Raw genomic sequence first — 21596 nt, forward strand, 5'->3', positions numbered from 1 at the left:
TGGCACCGTCACTGCGCGCCGTCGGTCGGCAACAGCTGGCCGATCCGGTCCAGCGCGTGCTGCAGCGCTTCGCGTTCGGACCACACCGATTCGGGCAGTGCGAGCAGCGCACGCAGGCGGGTTTTCACGATGGCATGGGCCAGCGCGAAGGCTGCGGCCTTGTCGGCATCGCTGCCTGCCACGGCGGCCGGATCGGGCAGGCCCCAATGGCTGCGGATGAAGTCACCGAACACCACTGGGCAAGCTTCGGCAGCGGCCGCATCACACACGGTGATGACCAGGTCCATGGGCGCTGCATCCACGAACTCGTCCCATGATTTGCTGCGCAGCCCTTCAACGGGCATTCCTTCGGCATGCAGTTGTGCCAGCGCGAACGGATTGACCTGGCCGGTGGGCTGGCTGCCCGCACTGAATGCCCTGAAGCGATCGCTGTCCCAGGCGCGCAGGGTGGCTTCAGCCAGCACGCTGCGCGCGCTGTTGCCGGTGCAGAGGAACAGGACATTGCGGGTCATGTGGCAATCGCTTCGATGGGGTGGGTCGTGTGCGGTATCAGCACTTGCAGGCGGGTTCGGCGGGGACGCACTGGTTGCTGGGTGAGCCCGCGCAACAGTTGTGCGTGAGGTACTCGATCAAGCCGTTCATGGCATCGAAGTTGGCGCGGTAGCAGACGTTGCGGCCCTGGTTCTCGCTCTCCACCAGCCCGGCCTGCACCAGCTCCTTCAGGTGGAAGCTGAGCGTGGCTGGGGGCACCTGCAGGGCCGTAGCGATGTCGCCCGCCATGCGCCCTGCCGGGCCGGCCTCCACCAGCAGGCGGAAGGCAGCCAGACGGGTGGCATGACCGAGGGCGGTCAGGGCGGAGATTGCATTCGATGTTTCCATATTTCTAGAATAATCGAATGAATGAGCCAATCACAAGCCTGGACCTGCCCAACCTGGTGGAATCGTCATTGCCCCAGCCCAATCATCACCAGCTCGCCGCGGCAGATCTGGGGCCGCCACGCATTCTCCTGCTCTACGGCTCGTTGCGGCCCCAGTCGTTCAGCCGCAAGCTGGCGCTGGAAGCCGAGCGGCTGCTGCGCCACCTGGGGTGCGAAACCCGGGTGCTCGATCCGCATGCGCTGCCGATGCTGGACAGCGTGGACCCGCACCACCCTGAAGTGCAGCGACTGCGCGAATGGTCGCAGTGGTCGGAAGGCCAGGTATGGGTCAGCCCCGAGCGGCATGGCACGGTCACCGGCGTGTTCAAGAACCAGATCGACTGGTTGCCGCTGGAAGATGGCAGCGTGCGGCCCACGCAGGGCAGGACGCTGGCGGTGATGCAGGTGGGCGGCGGCTCGCAGTCGTTCAACACGGTCAACGCGTTGCGCGTGCTTGGTCGTCGGATGCGCATGCTGACCATCCCCAACCAGTCGTCGGTGGCCAAGGCCTGGCAGGAATTCGATGACGACGGCCGGATGAAGCCCTCGCCGTACTACGATCGGGTGGTGGATGTGATGGAAGAGCTGGTGAAGTTCACGCTGCTGACGCGGGGCCGGTCGGACTACCTGGTAGACCGTTACAGCGAGCGGAAGGGCGACGCCCACGCCGCGGCATTGGCGCGGGCTGCAGAGGCTACGGCTTCCTGATCCTCATTGGTGCCGATGTGAGGCACGCTCACCCAAGCAGCCTCTTCACCCTTGAAGCTGCAAGGCGGATGATCACCACATAGGCCAGCAACATGCCGGTGCCGATGCCCATTACTTCGATTTCCCAGTTGCGGCGGTAGGGAGGAGGGCCCATGAAGGCCCACGCCAGAAGCACCGCCGCAATCAGCAAGGCGCTGCGATTGGCCTTCGAAATGAGCGCATCCTCGGTCGCGTGCCCCATGTTCGGATCCCAGGAACCGAGCAGCCACCCCAATCCACGCAGGTAGTCGCGCGCCACGAAGAACAGGAAGACGAATACGCCTCCCATCGTGCTCAGCAGAAACTGGAAGAGTGGGTCCACCGGCGGCCTCATGGACGAGGCAGACATTGCCTCGCAGGATCGTCTACGGGCGCAGTATGCCAGCGTGCCGGGCCTCGGGGGCACCACGCCTCACACGCAGGCGACTCTCCATGAGCAGACTGTGCATCGCAGCCGCCCGGCGGGCGGCATGTGCCCACAACGCCCAGGGCGGACGCACAAACGCACTACTCGCCAGCGTGCTGTGCGGTCTTCTTTTGGTTGCCATCGGTGACGGCACGGCTCTGCGCGAACTCCGGGAACGTCTTCGCGATCGAATCCTTGTCCGGCAGGATGTAGAACACGCCGCCCTTCTCGAACGTGGACTGCACGATCTGCTCGTAGAACGCGGGCGAGACATTGATGCAGCCGTGGGTGACGCGGTTGTCGTCCGGCGAGGGCGATGCCAACCGCTCGGCGCGCTTTTCCTTCGGGCTGCCCGGCGGCAGCGGGTGCATCGACACGGCGGAATCGTAGTCCACCCACAGCACGCGTCCGGCATCGTCGGACGGGCCGTAACCGCCAATGAAGCGGCCGGCAGGCGTGGTGCGGTCGTGGCCGGGAATCGCGCTCAGTGCGAGCTTGGCGACGCCCGGTGCGGAATGGTCGCCGATCGCCGACCCAAACAGCGCCGGTGCGGCGCCGCGCAGCTTGCCGTCACCGCCGAAGACCAGAACCTGCGCCGCCGCCTTGTCCATGACCGCAAACGGATAGCCCTGGTTGTCCTTGCTGGCGACCACCCAGCCGGCCAGCTCGATCACTGTCTCGGACACGCTCTGGTCGGGCGGAAGTTCATCAACGGCGGCGACCGATGGTGCAGGTGCGTCCTTGTCCCTGGCGTTGGCTACGCCGCCGCACGCAACGGCCAGTGCCATGGCCAGGGCGGCATGGAGGGCGGGGCGTGCAGGGGAGGGAGAAGTACGAATGGGACGGCTCCTTGCAATGCAATCGTGGGTGGAAGGATGCCAGTGGCCGGCGAAGGCCACTGGGTCCCCGATACACCCGATACAGAGGTGGATCAATTCAAAAGGTGAGGGAGCGATTACCCGCGCGGCTTGCGGCCGGCAGGTGCCCTTTCAAGCTGCTGCACGCGACCTTCGATCTGGTCCAGGCGCTGATTGGCCTGCTGTGCGGACTGGTTGGCGGACTCCGCGCTCTGCGCAGCGCCCTGCACCTTGACGTCGAGCTGATCGAGACGCGAGTTGATGGTTGCAAACTCGTTCTTGTATGACGCGCAGGCGCCAAGGCTTACGGTGGCGATGAGCGCTACAGCAAGTGCGCGGGCCGTCTTCATGTGTTGCGGGTTCAGGTTCATTGCACTCCCTCCTTCGTCTGGGGAAGCTGGAATATAGCGGCGTTTGTTCCCGCCGCTACCAAGCGCTTTCAGCTGGAATTTGAATACGTGGAAGCACTGTGAACCCGGCCCCTGACCCAACATTAACAAGCGGGATCAGGCGAGCTGATCTACGTCGGCGGCGTGCCTTGTGCCTGTTCAAGGTCGCCAATTCATCAGTATGAAGCGGCTCTCACAGCACTTGCGTTTCCATGCCTTTGGCAGCAGTGCAGGCAGGCGTCCATCCACTCGCCTCGAACACGGTCGCGGCGGTGTCGGGCCGCACATCCAGCAGCGTGGCGATGGCCCTGGTCCTGTCTGGCGCGCGGGAAACATAGCTGCGCGCGATGCGGTAGCCGACCCAGTATCCGAGATCTCCACGTCGTGCTTCATCGCCGGGGCCGTTGTACAGCCACTTCGAAAGATCGGTGCCCCCACTGTCCTGTACGAACGCGCGCTCCAGCGCACATTCGCGGCCCTGGGCCCAGCGACGCAGATGCGCGTTGGCCGGTTGCCCCGAGATCAGTTCACCCACGTACTCGGCGCCGCCTTCAAGCAACGTCTGATAGAGCAGGGTGGGCTGCGCGACATCGACGCTCGCACCGGGCTGTTGCACGTGCACGTACTCATGGGCGATCAGGTGCACGAAACGATCGCCGACGTCAGGCTGCATCCAGTCGGCGTTGCACAGTGCTTCCAGTCCGATCACCACACCATCTTCGGTGGTGACGCCGCCGCTGTTACCCCGCCCGACCAGCACGGTGACCGGAGGAAAACGTGCAGTGGGGAGCAGCGTGCCCAACCGATCGAGTGCGTCGGCAACCCGCGCGCGGATCGCCGGCAATGCCGCTGCACAGGTCCGCGCCCTGGCGAACAACGCCGGCTTGTCCTGGATGGCCCTGGCCAAACGCTCCATTGATCCGATGCGGCTGTCGGTGAAGCTGCGCAATGCCTCCGTGCCGGTGTCCAGATAGCCGCGCTGCAGGTCTTCGGCACTTGGTTTTCCTCCAGTGGCATCCAGCACGCTGAAGAAACGCGTGACATCGTCTGTCTGTACCACGATGCGTGCAGAAGGTTGGGCGCGCTCGGCCGCGTTGGCTGGCAGCTGCATCATCGGAAGGGCGACGAGCAGCAGCACCCGCACCGCGCGGCGCGCATGGGGCGGAAACAGCAGTGACGCGACGGACGCGTGCGGCATGTGGAGTTCCCTGAACGCCAGCCTTATTTATACACCAGTCAGTTCAATATTCAGGGTCGATTAGACCCCCTAACGGATAATTCACACCTGTCGACCGCCTCCTCTCTCTCCCCCTCCCGGGAGGCGGCCGACGAAACCAAAATAATTAAAGGTGTGTCCCGATGAACAAGAATTCGCTGCTCGCCCTGGGTCTCCTGGCTGCCCTGCCGTTCGCTGCATCGGCAACCGACGGCCTGTCGTACAACTACGTTGAAGGCGGCTACGTGAACACCGATGCCAAGGGCGGCGACGCCGATGGCTGGAAGGTGAAGGGCTCCGTGGCGGTGCACCCGAACTTCCACATCTTCGGCGACTACAGCGCGCAGGAGACCGACAAGTTCAAGAATGACGTCGACCAGTGGCGCATCGGTGCCGGCTACAACTACGGCATCGCACCGAACACCGACCTGGTGGCCCGCGTTGCGTACCAGAAGTTCGACATGAAGCATGGCCTGGACTTCAACGGCTACTCGACCGAAGTCGGCGTGCGCACCGCGTTCAACCCGTACGTGGAAGGCTACGTGATGGCCGGCTACGAGGACTACACCAAGAAGCACGGCATCAACCCGGACGGCGAGTTCTACGGCCGCGTCGGCGCCACCGCCAAGTTCAACCAGAACTGGGGCCTGAGTGGCGAAGTGAAGCTGGCCAAGGCCGGCGACCGCGAGTGGTTCGTGGGCCCGCGCTTCACCTGGTAACAAACGCCTGTCGTTAGTGCGTGTTGTGCTGGCGTGTGACTCTCTCTCTCTCCCACACGCCAACCGAAGCCCGGCCTCGCGCCGGGCTTCACTTTTATGGGCCCCGTGGCGCCACAATGCGGCATGGGCGACCCTTCCTCTCTTGCAGGCACCGGCACGACCTACCAGGAACATCTGACGCCTGCGCCGCTGCGCGGCCACTTTGGCCAGCTGTGGCAGAGCCAGCTTCCTGCCGATGCCGATGGGCACATCACCGTATTGCCCGATGGCTGCGTGGATATCCTCTGGCGCGACGGTGCGCTGTTCGTCGTCGGCCCGGACCGTGTGGCCGCGCACCCGGCGCTGGCACCCGGTGCGCAGGTGCTGGGCGCACGCTTCCGCCCCGGCCAGGCATTGGCCGCGCTGGGCCTGCCTTTGGCCGGGATCATCGGCCAGGCCGTGCCACTGGCTGATCTGAAGGGCGCGTGGGCGAACAAGGCGGCGGCCTCCATCGGCGACACCGCGCCTGCACAGCGCCTGCAGCGAATGGCGCACTGCCTGCAACAGCACATGGGTGCGGCCGCGCTCGATACGCCGGCGCAGCGCGCCCATGTCCTGTTCCAAGCGCTCGCCGCGGGTAATGCCACGCTGGATACGCTGGCGGCGCAGTTGGGCCTGAGCCCGCGCAGCCTGCGGCGTTTCAGCCAGTCGCAGTTCGGCTACGGCGCCAAGACGCTGGAGCGGATCCTGCGGCTGCAACGTTTCCTGCGCCAGAGTCGCGCGCTGCCACAGCATTCGTTGGCGATGCTGGCCGCTGATGCCGGCTATGCCGACCAGGCCCATCTCAGCCGCGAGGCGCGCGAGCTGACTGGCATGACCGCCAGCGAGCTGCGCCTGGAGTGGGGACAATGACGGCCGTTTTGTTCAAGACCGCCGTGCCGCGCTGACCGAAGCTGGGGTTCCAATCACGGAGCAACCTCATGAGCCACGAAGCTACCCACGAAGCCGAACGCCGCATCGACAACATCGAATTCAACGTCGCCGACATCGCCCGCAGCAAACGCTTCTACGGCGAGGTGTTCGGCTGGCAGTTCACCGACTATGGTCCGTCCTACACCGAGTTCGACGATGGCCGGCTGAAGGGCGGCTTCGTGTCTGACGCGCCGTTGCGTGCTCACGGAGGACCGCTGGTGATCCTGTACTGCGCGGACCTGGCCGACGCACGGCAGCGCGTGGTCGCCGCCGGTGGCGAAGTGGTGCAGGCGGCGTTCGCCTTCCCCGGGGGCCGCCGCTTCCACTTCCGCGATCTGGATGGCTACGAACTGGCGGTCTGGAGTGATGTGGACTGAGGTCTTCGTACCTTCGCTGGTGGACGGAACGAGAACCGCTCCGTCCCCGGTCAGGCGGTTCCGCTATGATCGCCCGCACATCGCCACACGCGATGCGTCCGCCTCAAGCCAGCAGGAACCGCCGTGAACTCCCAGCCCGCACCGATCACCGCCGTCAACCACACGCTCGACAACGAGCCGCAGCAGATCACTGCGCCGCTCACCCATTCGGCGGCGTTCCTGGTGCTGAAGGTGAAGGATGACGAGGCGTCGATCGCCAAGGCGCGCGAGGTGCTGGCCAGTACCGACGATCTGATCAAGAACACCGCCATCCGCGAGATCGAGCGCACCTTCACCTGCAACGTGGCCATCGGCCATCGCGTGTGGCAGCCGCTGGTAGGCTCCACGCCGCCACGCGAGCTGGCACCGTTCCGCGAGATCAAGGGCGCGACCCACACCGCCGTGTCCACGCCCGGTGACCTGCTGTACCACATCCGCGCACGCACCATGGACCTGATCGTGGCCTTCGAGCGCAACCTGCTGATGGCCTTCGGCGATGCGGTCGAAGCGGTCGATGACGTGGCCGGCTTCCGCTATTTCGATGGCCGCGACCTGCTCGACTTCGTCGATGGCACCGCCAACCCGGAGGGGCTGTCGCTGCCGGAAGCCACGATCGTGGGTGACGAGGACCCGGAGCATGCCGGCGGCAGTTACGTGGTGGTGCAGAAGTACCTGCACAACCTCGATGCGTGGCGCGCGCAGAAGACCGAGGCGCAGGAGGCGATCATCGGCCGCACCAAGCACGACAACATCGAGCTGGACGACGCGCCGGCCGATGCGCAGAAATCGCACAAGACGCTATGCACCATCGAGGATGCCGACGGCGAGCACGAGATCCTGCGCGACAACATGCCGTTCGCCAACCCGGGCCGCGGCGAGTACGGCACCTACTTCATCGGCTACACGCGCCGCCTGTGGGTGATCGAGAAGATGCTCGAGCGCATGTTCATCGGTAATCCTGCACCGCTGCACGACCGCATCCTCGACTTCTCCACCGCCACCACCGGCGTGACCTTCTTCGCGCCCTCGCGCAAGGTGCTGGCCGACCTGGGCGAGTGATCAACGCACGCGTATGCATCTGGAGGACGTATGTCTGTCTTGAGAGCCCCATTCCTGGCGGCATTGTTCATGGGCATCGCCGGCTGCTCGACAGCACCTGGTCTGCTTGAACAAGCACCCGAGTCATTTGCTTCTTCGAAATCGGTACAGCAGGTCACCGTCTGCCTGTCCCAGACGTGGACACAACGCAATAAGGTCGTGCGCGTGCTGCCCACTGAATCCGGGCAGCGCATTGTCATCGACAACCCTGTGAACCATGGGGTGATTGCCATTGTCGAGCTTGCCTCTGTCCCGGCTGGTACGTCTGCACGCTACTGGAAGGGTGCAGGTCTCACCGGCTGGACACGTGATGATCTGAAGGCCTGCCTGGACTGATCGAAGGCAATCCCTCGCAATCGGGCAAGCTCGACGCGCGGCGCCATCATGGCCCGCCATCTGCCTGTCATCTAGGGCGCCGACCATGGCGCGCTGGATGGGAGCGCAGGAGGCAGGTGATGGCCATGGCAGGGAACAGGACCGGCATGCGCCGCTGGTGGCGGCCTCTGGCTGCAGTATTCGGCGCGTTGGCACTGGGGAGTGCCGCAGTGTCCGCACAGGAAGCCCCTGCGCACTGGATGGCCTACGCCGCCTCCGTGGGAGGCCAGCTGCAGCAGCGCCTGCAGCAGGAGCACGATCCGCAGGCACAGCGCGTGCTGGAATGGCTGCAGGCACACGCTGACACGCCGACGCCGCTACCGGTGAGCGTGTGGATCGCGGCGGATGGCCGTATTTCGAAACTGGAATTCGACAGCCTGGGCGATGCCCAGGTCGACGCCGACCTGCGCGCGACGCTGCAGGCCGCGCCGTTGCAGGCGGCACCGCCGGCCGACATGCGCCAACCGCTGCGATTGGGCCTGTTGCTGGAGCCGAAGTAAATCCATGCCATGCGTGGATGTGGTGGGTAGATGCCGACCTTGGTCGGCAGGCGCGCCAACCCAGGTTGGCGACTACCGGTAGCCCGGCCACGCATGGCGTGGCTCTATCGCGTTGCCACCTGCGGTTCACGCGCAGCGGCGCTCCATGCGCGCAGGCCGAACACGGCCAGGCCGAGGAAGAACACGTACAGTGCCGCGGTCACGTGCAGCGACTTGAACAGGTACGCACCCACATAGACCACGTCCACCGCGATCCACACCCACCAGCAGGCCACGTGGCGGCGTGCCTGCCACCACTGGCCGACCAGGCTCAGCGCGGTCAGCATCGCGTCCAGCCAGGGCAGCGCGGCATCGGTGAAGGTGTGCATGGCCGCACCCAGCGCCACGCCACCGCACAGGCCGAAGGCCAGGTCGCGCAGCAGCGTGCCGCGTGCCAGTGGCACGATGCGGATGCTGCCCTCATCGGCGGCGTGCTGCCGCCAGTTGAGCCAGCCATAGACCAGGAAGCCACCGAAGGCGACCTGCAGCAGGGTGTCCGAGTACAGCTTGGCCTCGGCGAACACCAGGCCATACAGCGCCACCGACAGCAGGCCCACCGGCCATGCCGACAGCCGGCGCCTGGCCATCAGCCAGACGCCGAGGATGCTGCACAGCGCGGCGGTCCACTCGAGCATCACGCCGCTCACAGCGCGAACGTCACCGACAGGCGGGCCTGTCGCGGTGCACCGGGGAACAGGTAGTAGTCACCGCCGCTGCTGCCGGTATCGCGCCAGTAGAAGCGGTTGAATACGTTGTCCACCGACAGGTTCCAGGTCACCGCGCGTTCGTGCAGGCGATGCTGGAAGCGCAGGCCGGCATCGAACACCGAGTAGTCCGGCGCGCGCACGCCACCATCGGCGCGTGCCACGTTGGCACCGGCATAGCGCCAGCCACCGGTCACGTCCAGGCCCTGCACGAACGGCAGCGCGTAGGCCATGTGCACGCTGGCGCGTACCTTCGGCACGTTCACCAGCTGATGGCCTTCATAGGCCGGCGTGCCGGTGTCGCGCGCGCGCGCCTGCAGCACGCTGGCGCTGGCCACGACCTGCAGTGTGTCGGTCAGCTGGCCGTTGGCGGTCAGCTCCAGGCCGGTGTGGGTCTGCGTGCCTTCCTCGACGAAGGTGTAGCCGACGTCGCTGCTGTCGGGCCTGGCGTACTGGTACGGCTGCGAGATGCGGAACACCGCCGCGCCCAAGGTCAGTGCTTCGACCGGCACGTACTTCACGCCTGCTTCCAGCTGCCGCGACTGCACCGACGGCAGGAAAGTGTCGGCATTGCTGGTCCAGAACGGCGCTTCCTGTCCCAGCGAAATGCCGCGCACGTAGCTGGCATAGGCGTTGAGCTGATCGGTGGCCTTCCACACCACCGCGGTCTGCGGCAGGAACCGCGACAGGCGGCTGTGCCGCTGCGGAACGCCACGCTTGTCGTAGGCACGCTCGTCCAGGCGCACGAAGCGGCCACCGGCCAACCACTGCCAGTCATCGCCAAAGCTCATCCGGTCCAGCGCGAAGAACGCGGTCTGGCGGCTGTCCAGGCGTCGTGCGGAGGGGCCGGGCATCTTCGGCGACGGCTCGAACACGGGCACCTGCGGGTCGTGGATGTTGCTGGTGCCGACGTACTCGTTGACGCTCGGGCGCTTGTCCACGGTGCGGCGGAAGTAGTCGGCACCGAGGGTCAGCTGATGGCCGACGCTGCCGGTCTCGAAGTGGCCACGCAGCTCGGCACGGGCCTGCTGGTTGCGGCGGGTGTCGTCCGGGCTGCGGTAGTCGTAGACATCGTAGTCGCCGTTGGGCGCGAAGTAGTTGCCTGGCACGCTGCCATCGGCGCACTGCACGGCGTAGTAGCAGCCGTAGGCGAAGGCGACGTTGTCATCGATCACCGAGCGGCTGTGGCCGACCGAGACGCGCGACTGCCAGGCATCGTTGAAGTCGTAGGTATGCAGCGCGGTGATGTTGGTGCTGGCGATATCCACCGGGCGCTGCCACGGCTGGTAGCCGAGCAGGTGCTCGCGGTCGACACCGCGCGGCAGGTCACGCGCGCCCAGCAGCTGGTAGCCGGACACCGAGCGCTGCGAGCTGGTCTGGTAGTTGGCATCCACTTCCAGCTTGCCGCGCTCGCCGATCAGCCAGTCGGCGGCCAGCGAGTAGAAGTTGCGGCGGCCATCGGCGTGCGCGACGTAGGAATTGCTGGAGTCCCATGCGGCATTCAGGCGCAGGCCGAAACGCGGGGTGATCCAGTGGCCGACATCGACGGCGACGTAGCGTGAGCCTTCCGAATCGGTGCCGAGCGTGGCGGTGCGTACTTCAGCCGGGCGCTTGCCGATGTAGTTGATGATCCCGCCCGGCGCCATCACCCCTGCCGCCAGGCCGGCTTCACCCTTGAGGATCTCGACCGACTGCACGTTCTCCAGCGCCAGGCGTTGCTCGCCGGCGATGGACAGCCCGTTGAAGCGGTAGCCGGTGGCGGCGTCCAGCGCGAAGCCGCGGATGGCGATGTTCTGGTAGTAGCCCACAGGTGCATACGCATCACCCAGCGAGGCATCGTTGCTGGCCAGCTCGGACAGCGAACGTACCTGGCGACGTTCGAGATAGTCGCGCTCGAGCACGTTCACCGAAGCCGGCGTGTCCTTCCACGAACCGCCGCCGAAGGCATTCACGCGCGAGGTATCGGCCTTCGGCTTGCCGGCCTCCACGCGCACCGCCGCCAGTTCGGTCGGCGAGCGTTCGGCACCAGTGGCAGCCGCATCGGTGGTGGCCTCGGCCTCGCTGGCATGCAGCGGCAGCGCGGCGCAGAGGGCGAGTGAGAGCAGGGTGGGGCGCAGGCAGCGGTTCATTCGGTTCGTCTTCGGACAACAAGGGAGACGAAGCGACGGCGCGCAGGTGCACCGGCCCATGATGGGGGTGTGGCTGCGGCTCAAAGCTCCCTACGCCGGTGCAAACCGGATCAGGTTCCAAGGGACTCTCTCAGCCTGGCAGATCCAGGCACCCCCGCTTCAGGTGACCATTTCACTACAAATGGTACGGATTTGCGAGCGCCAGCCGGGGTCAGATCCCTTTCCTGCGGAAAGGGATCTGACCGCAACGCTGCGTCAACCGGATCACGCGACGGCGTGCAGGGCCTGCAGCAGTGCCCGCCCCGGCGCGCTGTGGAACCACGCCGGATGGCCCAGCATGAAGGGCTGCCAGGCCACGTCGGCATTCGCGGTTGAGCGGGTGACACCTTCGAAGTACTCCACTTCGGACAGTGCGAAGTCGAAATGGACCATTGGCAGCAGGTCGGCCAGCAGGTGCACGCGTGCCGCCGACAACGGCAGCACCTCGCGGTAGCCGTCGAGCAGGGCCAGCGCGATATCGATGCGCACTGCCTCCATGCCGCGCTCCAGTTCCAGCCACGCCACGGCGTTGCGCTCGATCGCGGTGGCGAGGTCGAACAGCGCGCTGGTGGGCGACGCCAGGCCGAAATCCAGCACGGTGCTGACCTCGCCGTTGCGCCACAGCAGGTTGGAGACATGCCAGTCGTTGTGCGCCCACAGCCGGGGCTCGGCGCGCAGGCGCTCGGCCAGGCCGGCGTGCCACGGCAGCACGTCGCGCTGCAGCTGTGCTTCCCATGGAATGCGCGCGAGATAGCGTGCCAGCCCGGGACGTTCATCCAGTCCTGCCTTGATGGCGGCGATCGGATCGTCGGCACGGATCAGGTCGTCGCGCGCCACCAGCAGATGGGTGCTGCGCTGGGGCGCGTGGTAGCTGGCGGCGGCACGGTGCAGCTGTGCGAGCGTGCGCCCTGCTTCGCGGGCCTGCGCGACATCGGTCAACAGCGACCACGACACCGCGTCGCGATACAGGTCGTCGCCCACGCCGACATCGTGCAGTTCAAACGTCCATTCGCCGTGTTCGACCGCAGTGTGGCCATCGGTGGCCGGCAGCACCTGCACCACTGGCACGCCGGCGGCGGCGAGATGGGCGATGAAGTGGTGTTCTTCTTCCAGACAGGCCGCGCTGCGCACGCTGTGGTGGTGGCGCTTGATGAACACCGCGCCGCGCGTGCCGTCGACGATGGCGGCGGCAGACAGCGGCCGCGGGCTGTGCCAGCGCGGTTGGCTGTGCCCGCCCAGCTGCGGGTAACGCGTACTCAGCCACGCGATGTCCGCCGCGCTGATCGCTGGCCAGTCGGCAGCGACCTCGTCGTTGTTAAGGCCCTGCACGCGGTGGGAGGAAGACGTCATGCCACAGTCCGATCGGGAAAGTCACATCCAAGGCTGCGCATTCAACGCCATGCGCGTGGCCAACGCAAACGGGCGGGTCATCGACCCGCCCGTCTCCGCGTCATCGGTATGTCGGCGCTGCTTACCAGCCGCGATGGCGGCCGCGGTCGTGGTAGTAGCGGTTGTCGTAGTAGCGCTCACGCTGCCAGCGGCGGTCATCGCCACGGTCGTAGTAGCCACTGCGGTAGTAGCCACGGTCGTAACGGCGATCGTAGCGGTCGTCGTAACGGCGATTGTCGTAGTAACGGCGGTCGCGGCGGTCGGAGGTGGTCAGGTTGCCGATCGCGCCGCCGGCCACGGCACCGCCGACGGTGGCCGCAGGGTCGCCGTTGGACAGCAGGTTGCCGGCCACGCCACCGACCACGGCGCCGACCAGGGTGCGCTTGTCCTTCCTCGACATCGCGCTGGCATCGCTGACCACGGCGACACCGGCAACCAGTGCCAGGGCCATCGCCAGACCACGGAAGCTGAGTGTGGAAGTACTGAGCATGTTCGGTTCTCCTGTGAGGTGCATGCCACGCTGGGCAGGGAGGGCGCGGGGCGCCCCGGCTGCCGTGGAGACCACGCTGGCGTTCCAACATTGGCGGAACATTGCCTGGCCTACCGGGCGGCTTGCGCATTCATCTAGCGTCAGGCGGCATGAAGCAAGGCTGAAAGTGGCTTTTACCGCTCAGCTGGCAGAAAGGGAAAGGGCCGCGCATGGCGCGGCCCCTCCCGGTCTGCAAGGCGCTGCGGGCTCAGACGCCCATGGCCTTCTGCGCCTGGCGGGTCTGTTCCTGCTGCGCGTCCTGCTGCTGGTGCAGCACGTTCGGCGCGCCCTGCACCGCGCCGCTGCTGAGCGCCATGCTCTGCTCGCTGGCGGTGCGGGTTTCCACCGCAACGCGGCTGGCCGCCGGGTCACCGACCGTGCCCTGCACGGCGAACAGGCGCTCACCGTTCGGGCTGGGCACCACCGCGTCGATGCGCTGCAGGCCGGCGGCATGCGCCTCCCTGGTCAGGGCCGCTGCGGCGCTTTCCAGCGCGTGACGGTCCTTGAAGGTGCCCGCCGGCATCCGTTCCAGGCCTTCGGTGGCCTGCAGGTACATCGGATTGCGCGGGTGCCGCTCGTCGTTCAGCAGCGGGCGCTCGCGGGCCTCCTTGATCGCATCCAGCGTCTTTGCACCGACGATGCCGTCGGCAACCAGCCCGTTGTCCTTCTGCAGCTGGCGTACCGCCGCTTCGGTATTGCGGCCGAAGCGGCCGTCCTCGGCCAGCGGCTTGCCGTCGGCCCCGGCATAGCCGAGGTGGCCCAGCTGCTCCTGCACCTTGCGCACGCCCTCGCTGTGCGCGCCCGGCTTGTACAGCTCGGCGTGCGGGGCGGCAGCGGCCTTGTGTTCGGCCGCAGGCTTGCCCTGGGTCTGCTCATGCGATTGGGTGCGGCTTTCCAGCAGGTCGCGCGCCTTGGACAACGGGTCCGACGCGAACAGCTTCCAGTGCGGGTGGTCCTTCACCTGCTTGAGGTAATCCTCCACCGGCATGGTGTGCACGCCCTTGCTGCCGGTGGACTGGCTGATCAGCAGCTTGTCGGTATTCGGGTCGCGCACCACCATCACGATGTGGTCGATGCCATTCCAGTGCTCGTGGCGGGTCCTGGCCGTATCCAGGCCGATGACCATGCCTTCCTTCAGCGCACCGGGCTTGAGGATGGCGTCGCGCTCGAGCAGCACGCCGGACTGTTCGACGGCCTTGTGCACGATGCCGCCGGAACCGAGGTTGCCCAGGTCGATGCGGTCGGCCTTGCTGAAGACAGCGTGCCCGGCCTTCTGGTTGATCTCGTCCATGGTCCGGTTCTGCAGGGTGCCGACCCAGCCGGAGCAATCGATGTAGCCCTGGTCCACGTTCTTGCCGGTCTTGCCCGGCACGTACAGCGCGTGGCCCGGGATGTTGATGGCGTACTTCACATCGTCGTACTTCACGCCAGCGTCGTACGCGGCGTGCAGTTCGATGCCCGGCTTCGGCGCAGCAGGAGCCGTTGCGGTCGCCGCCAGCGTGGCCGCAGCGGCGCCCACTGCGGCGGTCTGCGCAGGTGTGCCTGGAGCCTGGGCCTGGCCCGGTGCCACGGTCTGCGGCGTGATGTGCTTTTCCGGGATGCTGATCGCTGCGTACTTGTGGATGTAGTAGCTGGAGAAGGTCCGCGCCAGGTCGCCGTCGTTCATGCCACGCATTTCGGCCAGGGTGTGGCCGGTCAGCGCCTTGGCATCGGACCCGATCTGGTTGAGCACGTTGCGGCGCATGTTGATCTCTTCGCCATGGCCGTTGCGGACCACGCCGAAGGTGCCGGTGGCGATCGCGGTCTGCACCGAGCCATAGCCGGCGCTGCCCTGCTGGTGGGCCAGGTACAGGTCCAGGCCGGTCGGCGTGTCGCCGCCGGACAGGTACGGGTGGCCGGTGCGCTCATTGCGGCGCGCCATCGAGCCCAGGTTGTCCTGGTACATCTGCGCGGCGGCTTCGGTGTTGCGGGTCGGATCGAACTCGTGGCCGGTCAGGTGGTACTGGCGCGCCGAACCGGGCACGAACTGGAACAGGCCCTTGGCCCCGGTCGACGTGTTGTGGGCGCGTTCGTTGAACGTGCCGCCGGTCTCGATGTGCGCAAAGCGCATGAAGTCATCGACCGGAATGCCCTTCTGCCGGGCGACCTGCTCGACGATGTCCAGGACTTCCTTTTTGCTGTAGTCATGCTGTGCCATGACGTTTTCCTCGGGGTTGATGGAGCGGCCGATGCCGCGAATCGCCAACCGGACTCATCCGTGAGTCAAGAACATGTCGGTCAACAGGTAACCCGCCTGCGGCGGATGGAAATCAGGGCGCGATGTACTGCTGGGCCTTGCTGTCGAAGCGGTAGTGCACGGTGTCGCCGGCACCCAGCGCGCGGGTCTTGCCCGGGGCTTCGATGGTGGTGCCCTTGAAGGTCACGGTCAGCTGCGGCAGGCCGTTGCCATCGGCCACGAAGGCCAGTTCGCCATCGCTGTCGGTGCACGGCATCACGTTGCCGTCGTCGCAGGCCGCGCTGTTGTCTTCGCCGGTGCGCACCGAGCCGACGTAGCGCCAGGCCTTGCTGTCCAGGTCGTCCTCGCTGCGCTTGGGGTTGAACAGCAGCAGGGCGTAGCCGCTGCTGCTGATGCCGCGGTCGAAGCTGCTGGTCGGCACCGCCAGCAGCAGGCGGCCGTCGGCGGTGTGGTGTTCGATCGGCTTGCGCCGGGTATCGACGTCGTCGGCCTTGTCGTAGGCGCCGAGCGCACCGATGGTCCATTCCTGGCCACGGAACTTCCACGGCTTCTTCGCGTCGCCGCCGGCCAGTACGAAGGTGGCCTCGGCCAGATTGGCGCGGTCGTCGGGGCCGGCCGGCTGCTGTTCGCCCGGCTTGCCGTAGTGCTCGCGGGTGTCCCAGGAAAAACCGGTGTAGTAGGTGGTGCCGTCCAGGGTGAAGCGGTGGCCGAACCAGAAGGTCGCCACGCTGCCGTTCTGGACCTCATAGGACGTCGCACCGTCGCCATCGACCTGGTAGATGAAATACATCACGGTCGGCGCGTCGGGCGGGGTGACGGCGGCATCGGGGGAGGGGTTCTGCATCGGGGCAACATCCTGTCGGGGCGCTTTGGCAGCCTGCGCAGGCGCAGGCTGGGAGGACGAGGGGGCCGGATCGGCGGCGCTGCAGGCGGCAGCGGAAAGAGAGACGAGCAGGCATGCCGCGAATGCGCGCAGGGGCCGCAACGGCAGGGTCCAACGTAGCTCAGGGGGGGACTGCATGCGCCTCTCCATGGTCAGCGTTGCCGGGCCAGACGGCCGGCAGGAAGCCGCACCCCATCCACCACGGACGGGAGCGAGGACATGAGCCGGTCGATTCCTTCGACCTCGCATTGAGAACTCATGCGTGCCCATCTTGGCACAGATCCGCAGGCCGTCAAAGAGGGGGGGCGGCAGCCGGGTCTGTGATGTGAAGTGCGTCTCAGATCTTGCCGTCACGCAGGTAGTCGAACAATTCGGCGTCGCCCTTCAGCCCCAGCTTGAGCATGGCGTCGCCCTTCTGCCGGCTGATGGTGCTGACGCTCTTGTGCAGCTGCAGCGAAATCTCCTTCACCGTCATGCCGGTGCCGAGCAGTCGCAGCACCTCCACTTCGCGTGGTGACAACGGCTTGCCGTCGCCCTCGCGCATGCGCCAGCTGCCGGCCGCGTCCACCCGCTCGCGCAGGCTGCGGCTGATGTAGGGCTGGCCGCGGTACACCGACTGGATGGCCTGCGGCAGCTCGTCCATTGACGAACTCTTGTCGACCAGACCGAGCACGCCACTGTCGAGCACCATGCGCAGGATCGCCAGGTTGCTGGAGACGCTGAGCATCAGCACCGGCAGGTCCGGATGCCGGCGGCGGATCATGCCGATCATGGCGAAGCCATCGGCCTGCGGGCTGCCCGGCATGGAGTAGTCGGTGACCAGCAGGTCACAGGGCTGGTTGGCGAGCAGGGTCATCAGCGCCTGCGCGCTGTCGGCCTCGCCGACCACGCGGCCCACGCCGCTCGACTCGATGACGGCGCGGGTACCGATGCGGACCACCGGGTGATCGTCTGCGATGATGATGCGCAAGCTCATGCTCTAGTATGGCCATCGGGCACGCCGGGCCGCGACCATCGCGGTCCCTGGCAGGATTCTAGGAGATCGACGCAGATGCGTAGGTGGGCTGTTCGCGGGCTGCTCCTGCTGCTGGCGGTGCTGGCCCTGCCCGTGGCCCAGGCACAGCCGGCCCCTGGGCTGCTGCCGCTCAGCCCGTTGCAGCGCGAATACCTGGTGGCGCATCCGACCATCGTTGTCGGGCAGTATGACAGCGGTTGGCCGCCCTTCGAGTCCCTCCGTGACGGCCAGCAGGTCGGTCTGGGACCGGACTACCTGTCGCATCTTGCACGCCAGCTCGGCATGAAGGTCGAGGCGCGCCGCTATCCGGACTGGACATCCGTGCTGGATGCGGCATGTCGTGGCGAGATCGACGTGGTGATGAATGTCGGCCTCAGTGCCGACCGCACCCGCTGCATGGTCTATACCGCGGCCTACAGCGAAGCGCCGCTGGCCCTGGTGGGCCGGCCGGACGACCTGCGTGCCTCCGACATGCCCGACCTGGAGGGTCTGCGGGTGGTGATCGAGCAGGATTTCCTGACCGGTCCGCAGGTGCGCGCCCGATTCCCGCGTGCCCGCCAGCTTGTCGTAAACGACACGTTGAGCGCATTGCAGATGGTCAGAGACGACAAGGCCGACGTCTACATCGGCAATGCCTTTGTCGCCACCGAGCTGATTGCCAGCCGGCGCCTGCAGGGCGTGGCGCTGTTGCGGCCCAGCGACCTGCCCCCTGAACGGCTGCACTTCGGCATTCCCAACAGCAAGCAACCCCTGGCTGAAGCCCTGGACCTGGCGCTGGCGGCCACCAGCCAGGCCCAGCGTGATGCCCTCGCACAACGATGGCTGCCACCGCCGCACTGGTCGGCATCGGCGCAGCTGGCGCTGAGCCAGGCCGAGAAGCGCGTGCTGGAGCAGCCGTTGAAGATCGGTTTCGCCCCGAATGCCGCGCCACTGTCGTTCACCGGCGAGGATGGCCGGCCCAGCGGGCTGGCCAGCGAATACCTGCAGCGCCTGATGCAGGCTGGTGCCAACCTGCAGGTCGAGGACAGCCACGACTGGTACGAGGTGCGCGAGAAGGCCCGCCGCGGTGAGCTGCAGGCGGTGATGGGCATTCCTGTCGATTCACGGTACCTGGGCCCGGACTGGGTGTTCAGCCAGCCCTTCATCAGCGTGCCGAACGTGATTGTGGTCAGGAGCGATGGCGAGTCGCTGCTGGGCCTGGCTGACCTGCAGGGCAAGCGCGTGCTGCTGTCCGACCCGGAGCGTGTGCGCGGCTACGTGCTGCAGCAGGCACCGCAGGCGCGGATCATCGCTGCACGCAGCGCCGAGCAGTCGCTGCAGCGCCTGCTCGCTGGCGACGCCGATGCGTACATCGGCAACCTTGCCGTGGTCGATCACCTGCTGCGCAGCCGTTTCCCGGGACGGCTGCAGGTGGCGGCACCGGCCGGCTTCAACGACCAGCTGGTGCTGGCTGTGGACCGCCGCCACGCGGCACTGGCTACCACCTTCGATCGCCTGCTGCTGCAGATGACCCCACGCAAGCGCGAGGCCCTGCGCAATGCCTGGCTGGGGGTGGAGTACCGCAACGGTGTCGACTGGAACAAGGTGCTGCGGTGGGGCGTGCCGGTGCTGCTGGTGCTGCTGACCGCGCTGCTGGTACATGGCGTCGGCCATTGGCGGCTGCGCCGCGAGGTGGCAGGACGTCGCCAGCTGGAGCAGCGTCTGGCCGAGGTGACCGACAACCTGCCTGCAGTGGTCTATCAGGCGCGTCGCGACGCCGATGGCGCGCTCAGCTTCCCGTTCATCGCCGGTGACCTGCCTGCGTTGTTCGGCATTACACGGCAGCAGGCCGAACAGGATGCGAGGGTGTTGCTGGAACGCATCGAGGAAGAGGACCGCGCGCACATCCTGCACTCCATCGAGCAGGCCGCGCGCCAGTTCGCCCCATTGATCCTGGAGTTCCGCCTGCGCAGCGATGGGGAGGGCGTGCGCTGGGTGCGCAGCCAGGCCCACCCCTATGCCGCCGAAGAGGGCGCGGTGATCTGGAGCGGTTACTGGGTGGACGTGAGCGAAGCGCGGATGCAGGCCGATGCCCTGGCGGCGGCGAAGGCGGACGCCGAGCAGGCCGCCGAGGCCAAATCGCGCTTCCTGGCCACGATGAGCCATGAGATCCGCACGCCGATGAGTGGCGTGCTGGGGATGCTGGAGGTGCTGGCGCACTCACCGCTGGACAGCGAACAGCAGCGCATCCTCGGCGTTATCGAGGATTCGGCCCAGATGCTGCGGCAGATCCTCGATGACATCCTCGATTACTCGCGGCTGGAAGCAGGGGCGTTGCGCCTGGAACCGGTGCCGCAACCGCTGCGGCCCCTGCTGGAGAGCGTGTGCCGCCTGCTGTCGGCCCAGGCCAGCGCGCGTGGCCTGGCGCTGCACGTGCAGATCGATCCCGAGCTGGCGCCGGCCCACGAAGTGGACGGCGTGCGGCTGCGCCAGATCGTGTTCAACCTGCTCAGCAATGCCATCAAGTTCACCGCACAGGGCGAGGTGCGCCTGCAGCTGGAGGTGCTGGGGCCGACCAGCGAAGACGGCGTGCAACCGCTGTGCCTGAGCGTTACCGACACCGGCATCGGCATCGCACCGGAACAACTGCAGCACCTGTTCGCGCCCTTTACGCAGGCCGGTGCCTACATCCAGCGTGACCACGGCGGCACCGGCCTGGGCTTGAGCATCTGCCAGCGACTGGTGCAGATGATGCAGGGCGAATTGACCCTGCACAGCACGCTGGGCGAAGGAACCCGCGCCGAAGTGCGGGTATCGCTGGTGGAGGCCGGCAGCGAGGACGCGGCGGCACTGCTGGCCGAGCAGGACCAGTCCGCGCTGCTGCCCGCCGCGCTGCGCCAGGCGCGGGTGCTGGTGATCGAGGACCACCCGACCAACCAGGCGATGATGGCGTGGCGGCTGCAGCAGCTGGGCGTGCCCCATGTGCTGCTGGGCGATGGCCAGCAGGCGCTGGATCGCCTGTCGTCGGAGAGCTTCGACCTGGTGATCACCGACTGCCGCATGCCGGTACTCGATGGATTTGGCTTCACCCGCCTGCTGCGCGAACGCGAGGGCCGTACCGGCCAGCCGCGGCTGACGGTGCTGGCGCTGACCGCCAGCGTGCTGGACGACGATGCGCGCCGCTGCCGCGAGGCCGGCATGGACGAGGTACTGGCCAAGCCGCTGTCGCTGGCCACGCTGCGTGCGGCGCTGCTGCGCTGGCTGCCGCAGGCCCAGGGCCAGTCGTTCGAGGTGCCGGTGCCGGAGGTTGCCGCCGACGACGGTGAAGCATTGCCTGATCTGGCCACCCTGCAGCAGCGCTTCGGCTCGCGCGTGGTGGCCGAGCAGCTGCGCGACAGCCTGTTGCAGGCCAGCGAGGGTGACCTGGCCGCCGTGCAGCGCGCCGTGCAGGCTGGCGACCGCCAGGCTGCGGCGCTGCACCTGCATCGCCAGGCCGGCGGGCTCGGGGCGATCGGGGCCACGGCACTGGCCCAGCAGGCCAATGCCCTGGTCGAGCGCCTGCAGGATGCGGCAGAGGCCGATACGGCGCCGTTGTTCGCCACCGTAACGACGTTCGTGGCGCGGCTGCAGCAACAGCTGCAGCGCCTGGCTCACTGAGCCGACTGCTGCTGCAGGTAGGCGATCACCAGGGCGCGGCGTTCTGCGCTGGGGAAGGCGTTGTACATGCGGGTGCCCGGCACCAGGTGCGTGGGTGACTGCAGGAAGGTATCCAGCGTCTGTGCGGTCCAGGTGATGTCGGCGCGGCGCATGCCGTCGGAATACCCATAGTCGGGCAGGCTGCCGGCGCGGCGGCCGATCACGCCGTGCAGGTTGGGTCCGAAGCGGTGGATGCCACCGGGCTGCACGGTGTGGCAGCCGGCACACAGTTCGAACGCGCGCTGCATGGCCTGCTGCCGGGCCTGTTCGGGCGTGGCCGGCACCGCGGGCGGGCGCTGGCAGGCCGTGGCAAGCAGGGCCACGGCAACGGCGGTGAGCAGGCGGCGGGCACGCATGGGTGGGCAGG

Annotated in this window: 22 protein-coding genes and 1 riboswitch; of the genes, 8 read left to right on the top strand and 14 right to left on the bottom strand. The window is 67.0% G+C overall.

Annotation, left to right across the window (positions count from 1 at the left end):
- Nucleotides 1-8 precede the first annotated feature (8 nt).
- A complete protein-coding gene (locus tag QP609_RS00690; RefSeq protein WP_111206057.1) occupies nt 9-512 on the bottom strand; it encodes an arsenate reductase ArsC in 504 nt (167 codons plus the stop codon).
- 37 nt (nt 513-549) lie between these two features.
- A complete protein-coding gene (locus QP609_RS00695) occupies nt 550-879 on the bottom strand; it encodes a metalloregulator ArsR/SmtB family transcription factor (RefSeq protein WP_014645511.1) in 330 nt (109 codons plus the stop codon).
- Nucleotides 880-896: 17 nt separating this feature from the next.
- Here QP609_RS00695 and arsH point away from each other — a divergent pair, with 17 nt between their 5' ends.
- Nucleotides 897-1625 carry an arsenical resistance protein ArsH gene (gene arsH, locus QP609_RS00700; protein WP_197621395.1) on the top strand — a complete coding sequence of 243 codons (729 nt, stop codon included), beginning with the start codon at nt 897-899 and terminating at the stop codon, nt 1623-1625.
- Between the two features lie 28 nt (nt 1626-1653).
- Here arsH and QP609_RS00705 read toward each other — a convergent pair whose 3' ends face one another.
- The 4 genes from QP609_RS00705 to QP609_RS00720 all read right to left on the bottom strand — a co-directional run bounded on the left by QP609_RS00705 (nt 1654) and on the right by QP609_RS00720 (nt 4514).
- Nucleotides 1654-1986, bottom strand: coding sequence for a hypothetical protein (locus tag QP609_RS00705; RefSeq protein ID WP_289213840.1), 333 nt, complete (start codon nt 1984-1986; stop codon nt 1654-1656).
- Nucleotides 1987-2171: 185 nt separating this feature from the next.
- Complete coding sequence (locus tag QP609_RS00710) at nt 2172-2858, bottom strand: L,D-transpeptidase (RefSeq protein ID WP_197621396.1); 687 nt, start codon at nt 2856-2858, stop codon at nt 2172-2174.
- Nucleotides 2859-3025: 167 nt separating this feature from the next.
- Nucleotides 3026-3298: a hypothetical protein gene (locus QP609_RS00715; RefSeq protein ID WP_010487149.1), complete on the bottom strand. Its 273-nt coding sequence runs from the start codon at nt 3296-3298 to the stop codon at nt 3026-3028.
- A 211-nt stretch (nt 3299-3509) separates the two neighbouring features.
- The gene (locus QP609_RS00720; protein ID WP_289213841.1) at nt 3510-4514 is read right to left on the bottom strand and encodes a DUF2268 domain-containing putative Zn-dependent protease; all 1005 of its coding nucleotides are present in this window, start codon (nt 4512-4514) and stop codon (nt 3510-3512) included.
- A gap of 161 nt (nt 4515-4675) precedes the next feature.
- On the opposite strand from QP609_RS00720, the gene QP609_RS00725 reads away from it, so the two are divergent.
- From QP609_RS00725 to QP609_RS00750, 6 genes are all read left to right on the top strand, one after another.
- Complete coding sequence (locus QP609_RS00725; protein ID WP_005411880.1) at nt 4676-5251, top strand: Ax21 family protein; 576 nt, start codon at nt 4676-4678, stop codon at nt 5249-5251.
- A 123-nt stretch (nt 5252-5374) separates the two neighbouring features.
- Entirely contained in the window at nt 5375-6142 is a 768-nt protein-coding gene (locus QP609_RS00730) for a helix-turn-helix transcriptional regulator (protein WP_046427864.1), read from the top strand.
- Between the two features lie 68 nt (nt 6143-6210).
- Nucleotides 6211-6579 (top strand): VOC family protein, encoded by a 369-nt coding sequence (locus QP609_RS00735; protein ID WP_169411673.1) that lies wholly within the window; start codon nt 6211-6213, stop codon nt 6577-6579.
- A gap of 123 nt (nt 6580-6702) precedes the next feature.
- Nucleotides 6703-7677 (top strand): Dyp-type peroxidase, encoded by a 975-nt coding sequence (locus QP609_RS00740; protein WP_197621397.1) that lies wholly within the window; start codon nt 6703-6705, stop codon nt 7675-7677.
- A gap of 69 nt (nt 7678-7746) precedes the next feature.
- The gene (locus tag QP609_RS00745; protein WP_169411669.1) at nt 7747-8052 is read left to right on the top strand and encodes a hypothetical protein; all 306 of its coding nucleotides are present in this window, start codon (nt 7747-7749) and stop codon (nt 8050-8052) included.
- Nucleotides 8053-8171: 119 nt separating this feature from the next.
- Nucleotides 8172-8591, top strand: coding sequence for a hypothetical protein (locus QP609_RS00750; RefSeq protein ID WP_046427870.1), 420 nt, complete (start codon nt 8172-8174; stop codon nt 8589-8591).
- Nucleotides 8592-8695: 104 nt separating this feature from the next.
- Here QP609_RS00750 and pnuC read toward each other — a convergent pair whose 3' ends face one another.
- The 7 genes from pnuC to QP609_RS00785 all read right to left on the bottom strand — a co-directional run bounded on the left by pnuC (nt 8696) and on the right by QP609_RS00785 (nt 17515).
- Complete coding sequence (gene pnuC / locus QP609_RS00755) at nt 8696-9265, bottom strand: nicotinamide riboside transporter PnuC (RefSeq protein ID WP_046427881.1); 570 nt, start codon at nt 9263-9265, stop codon at nt 8696-8698.
- 8 nt (nt 9266-9273) lie between these two features.
- Nucleotides 9274-11463: a TonB-dependent siderophore receptor gene (locus QP609_RS00760; protein WP_197621398.1), complete on the bottom strand. Its 2190-nt coding sequence runs from the start codon at nt 11461-11463 to the stop codon at nt 9274-9276.
- 70 nt (nt 11464-11533) lie between these two features.
- Nucleotides 11534-11629: riboswitch (TPP riboswitch) on the bottom strand.
- A 98-nt stretch (nt 11630-11727) separates the two neighbouring features.
- Complete coding sequence (locus tag QP609_RS00765) at nt 11728-12852, bottom strand: phosphotransferase (protein WP_075076531.1); 1125 nt, start codon at nt 12850-12852, stop codon at nt 11728-11730.
- Nucleotides 12853-12973: 121 nt separating this feature from the next.
- Nucleotides 12974-13381 carry a glycine zipper 2TM domain-containing protein gene (locus tag QP609_RS00770; RefSeq protein ID WP_014645533.1) on the bottom strand — a complete coding sequence of 136 codons (408 nt, stop codon included), beginning with the start codon at nt 13379-13381 and terminating at the stop codon, nt 12974-12976.
- A gap of 247 nt (nt 13382-13628) precedes the next feature.
- Nucleotides 13629-15617: a peptidoglycan-binding protein gene (locus QP609_RS00775; protein ID WP_032959398.1), complete on the bottom strand. Its 1989-nt coding sequence runs from the start codon at nt 15615-15617 to the stop codon at nt 13629-13631.
- Between the two features lie 112 nt (nt 15618-15729).
- Nucleotides 15730-16500, bottom strand: coding sequence for a hypothetical protein (locus tag QP609_RS00780; RefSeq protein ID WP_197621399.1), 771 nt, complete (start codon nt 16498-16500; stop codon nt 15730-15732).
- Between the two features lie 376 nt (nt 16501-16876).
- Nucleotides 16877-17515, bottom strand: a complete 639-nt coding sequence (locus tag QP609_RS00785) for a response regulator transcription factor (RefSeq protein WP_014035550.1) — start codon at nt 17513-17515, stop codon at nt 16877-16879.
- A 75-nt stretch (nt 17516-17590) separates the two neighbouring features.
- On the opposite strand from QP609_RS00785, the gene QP609_RS00790 reads away from it, so the two are divergent.
- Nucleotides 17591-21190: a transporter substrate-binding domain-containing protein gene (locus QP609_RS00790; RefSeq protein ID WP_046427896.1), complete on the top strand. Its 3600-nt coding sequence runs from the start codon at nt 17591-17593 to the stop codon at nt 21188-21190.
- Here QP609_RS00790 and QP609_RS00795 read toward each other — a convergent pair.
- Complete coding sequence (locus tag QP609_RS00795; protein WP_197621400.1) at nt 21184-21585, bottom strand: c-type cytochrome; 402 nt, start codon at nt 21583-21585, stop codon at nt 21184-21186. The two genes, QP609_RS00790 and QP609_RS00795, sit on opposite strands and share 7 nt — an antisense overlap.
- Nucleotides 21586-21596: the final 11 nt, after the last annotated feature.

The organism is Stenotrophomonas sp. 8(2023), from assembly GCF_030345295.1.
Lineage (GTDB): Bacteria > Pseudomonadota > Gammaproteobacteria > Xanthomonadales > Xanthomonadaceae > Stenotrophomonas > Stenotrophomonas muris.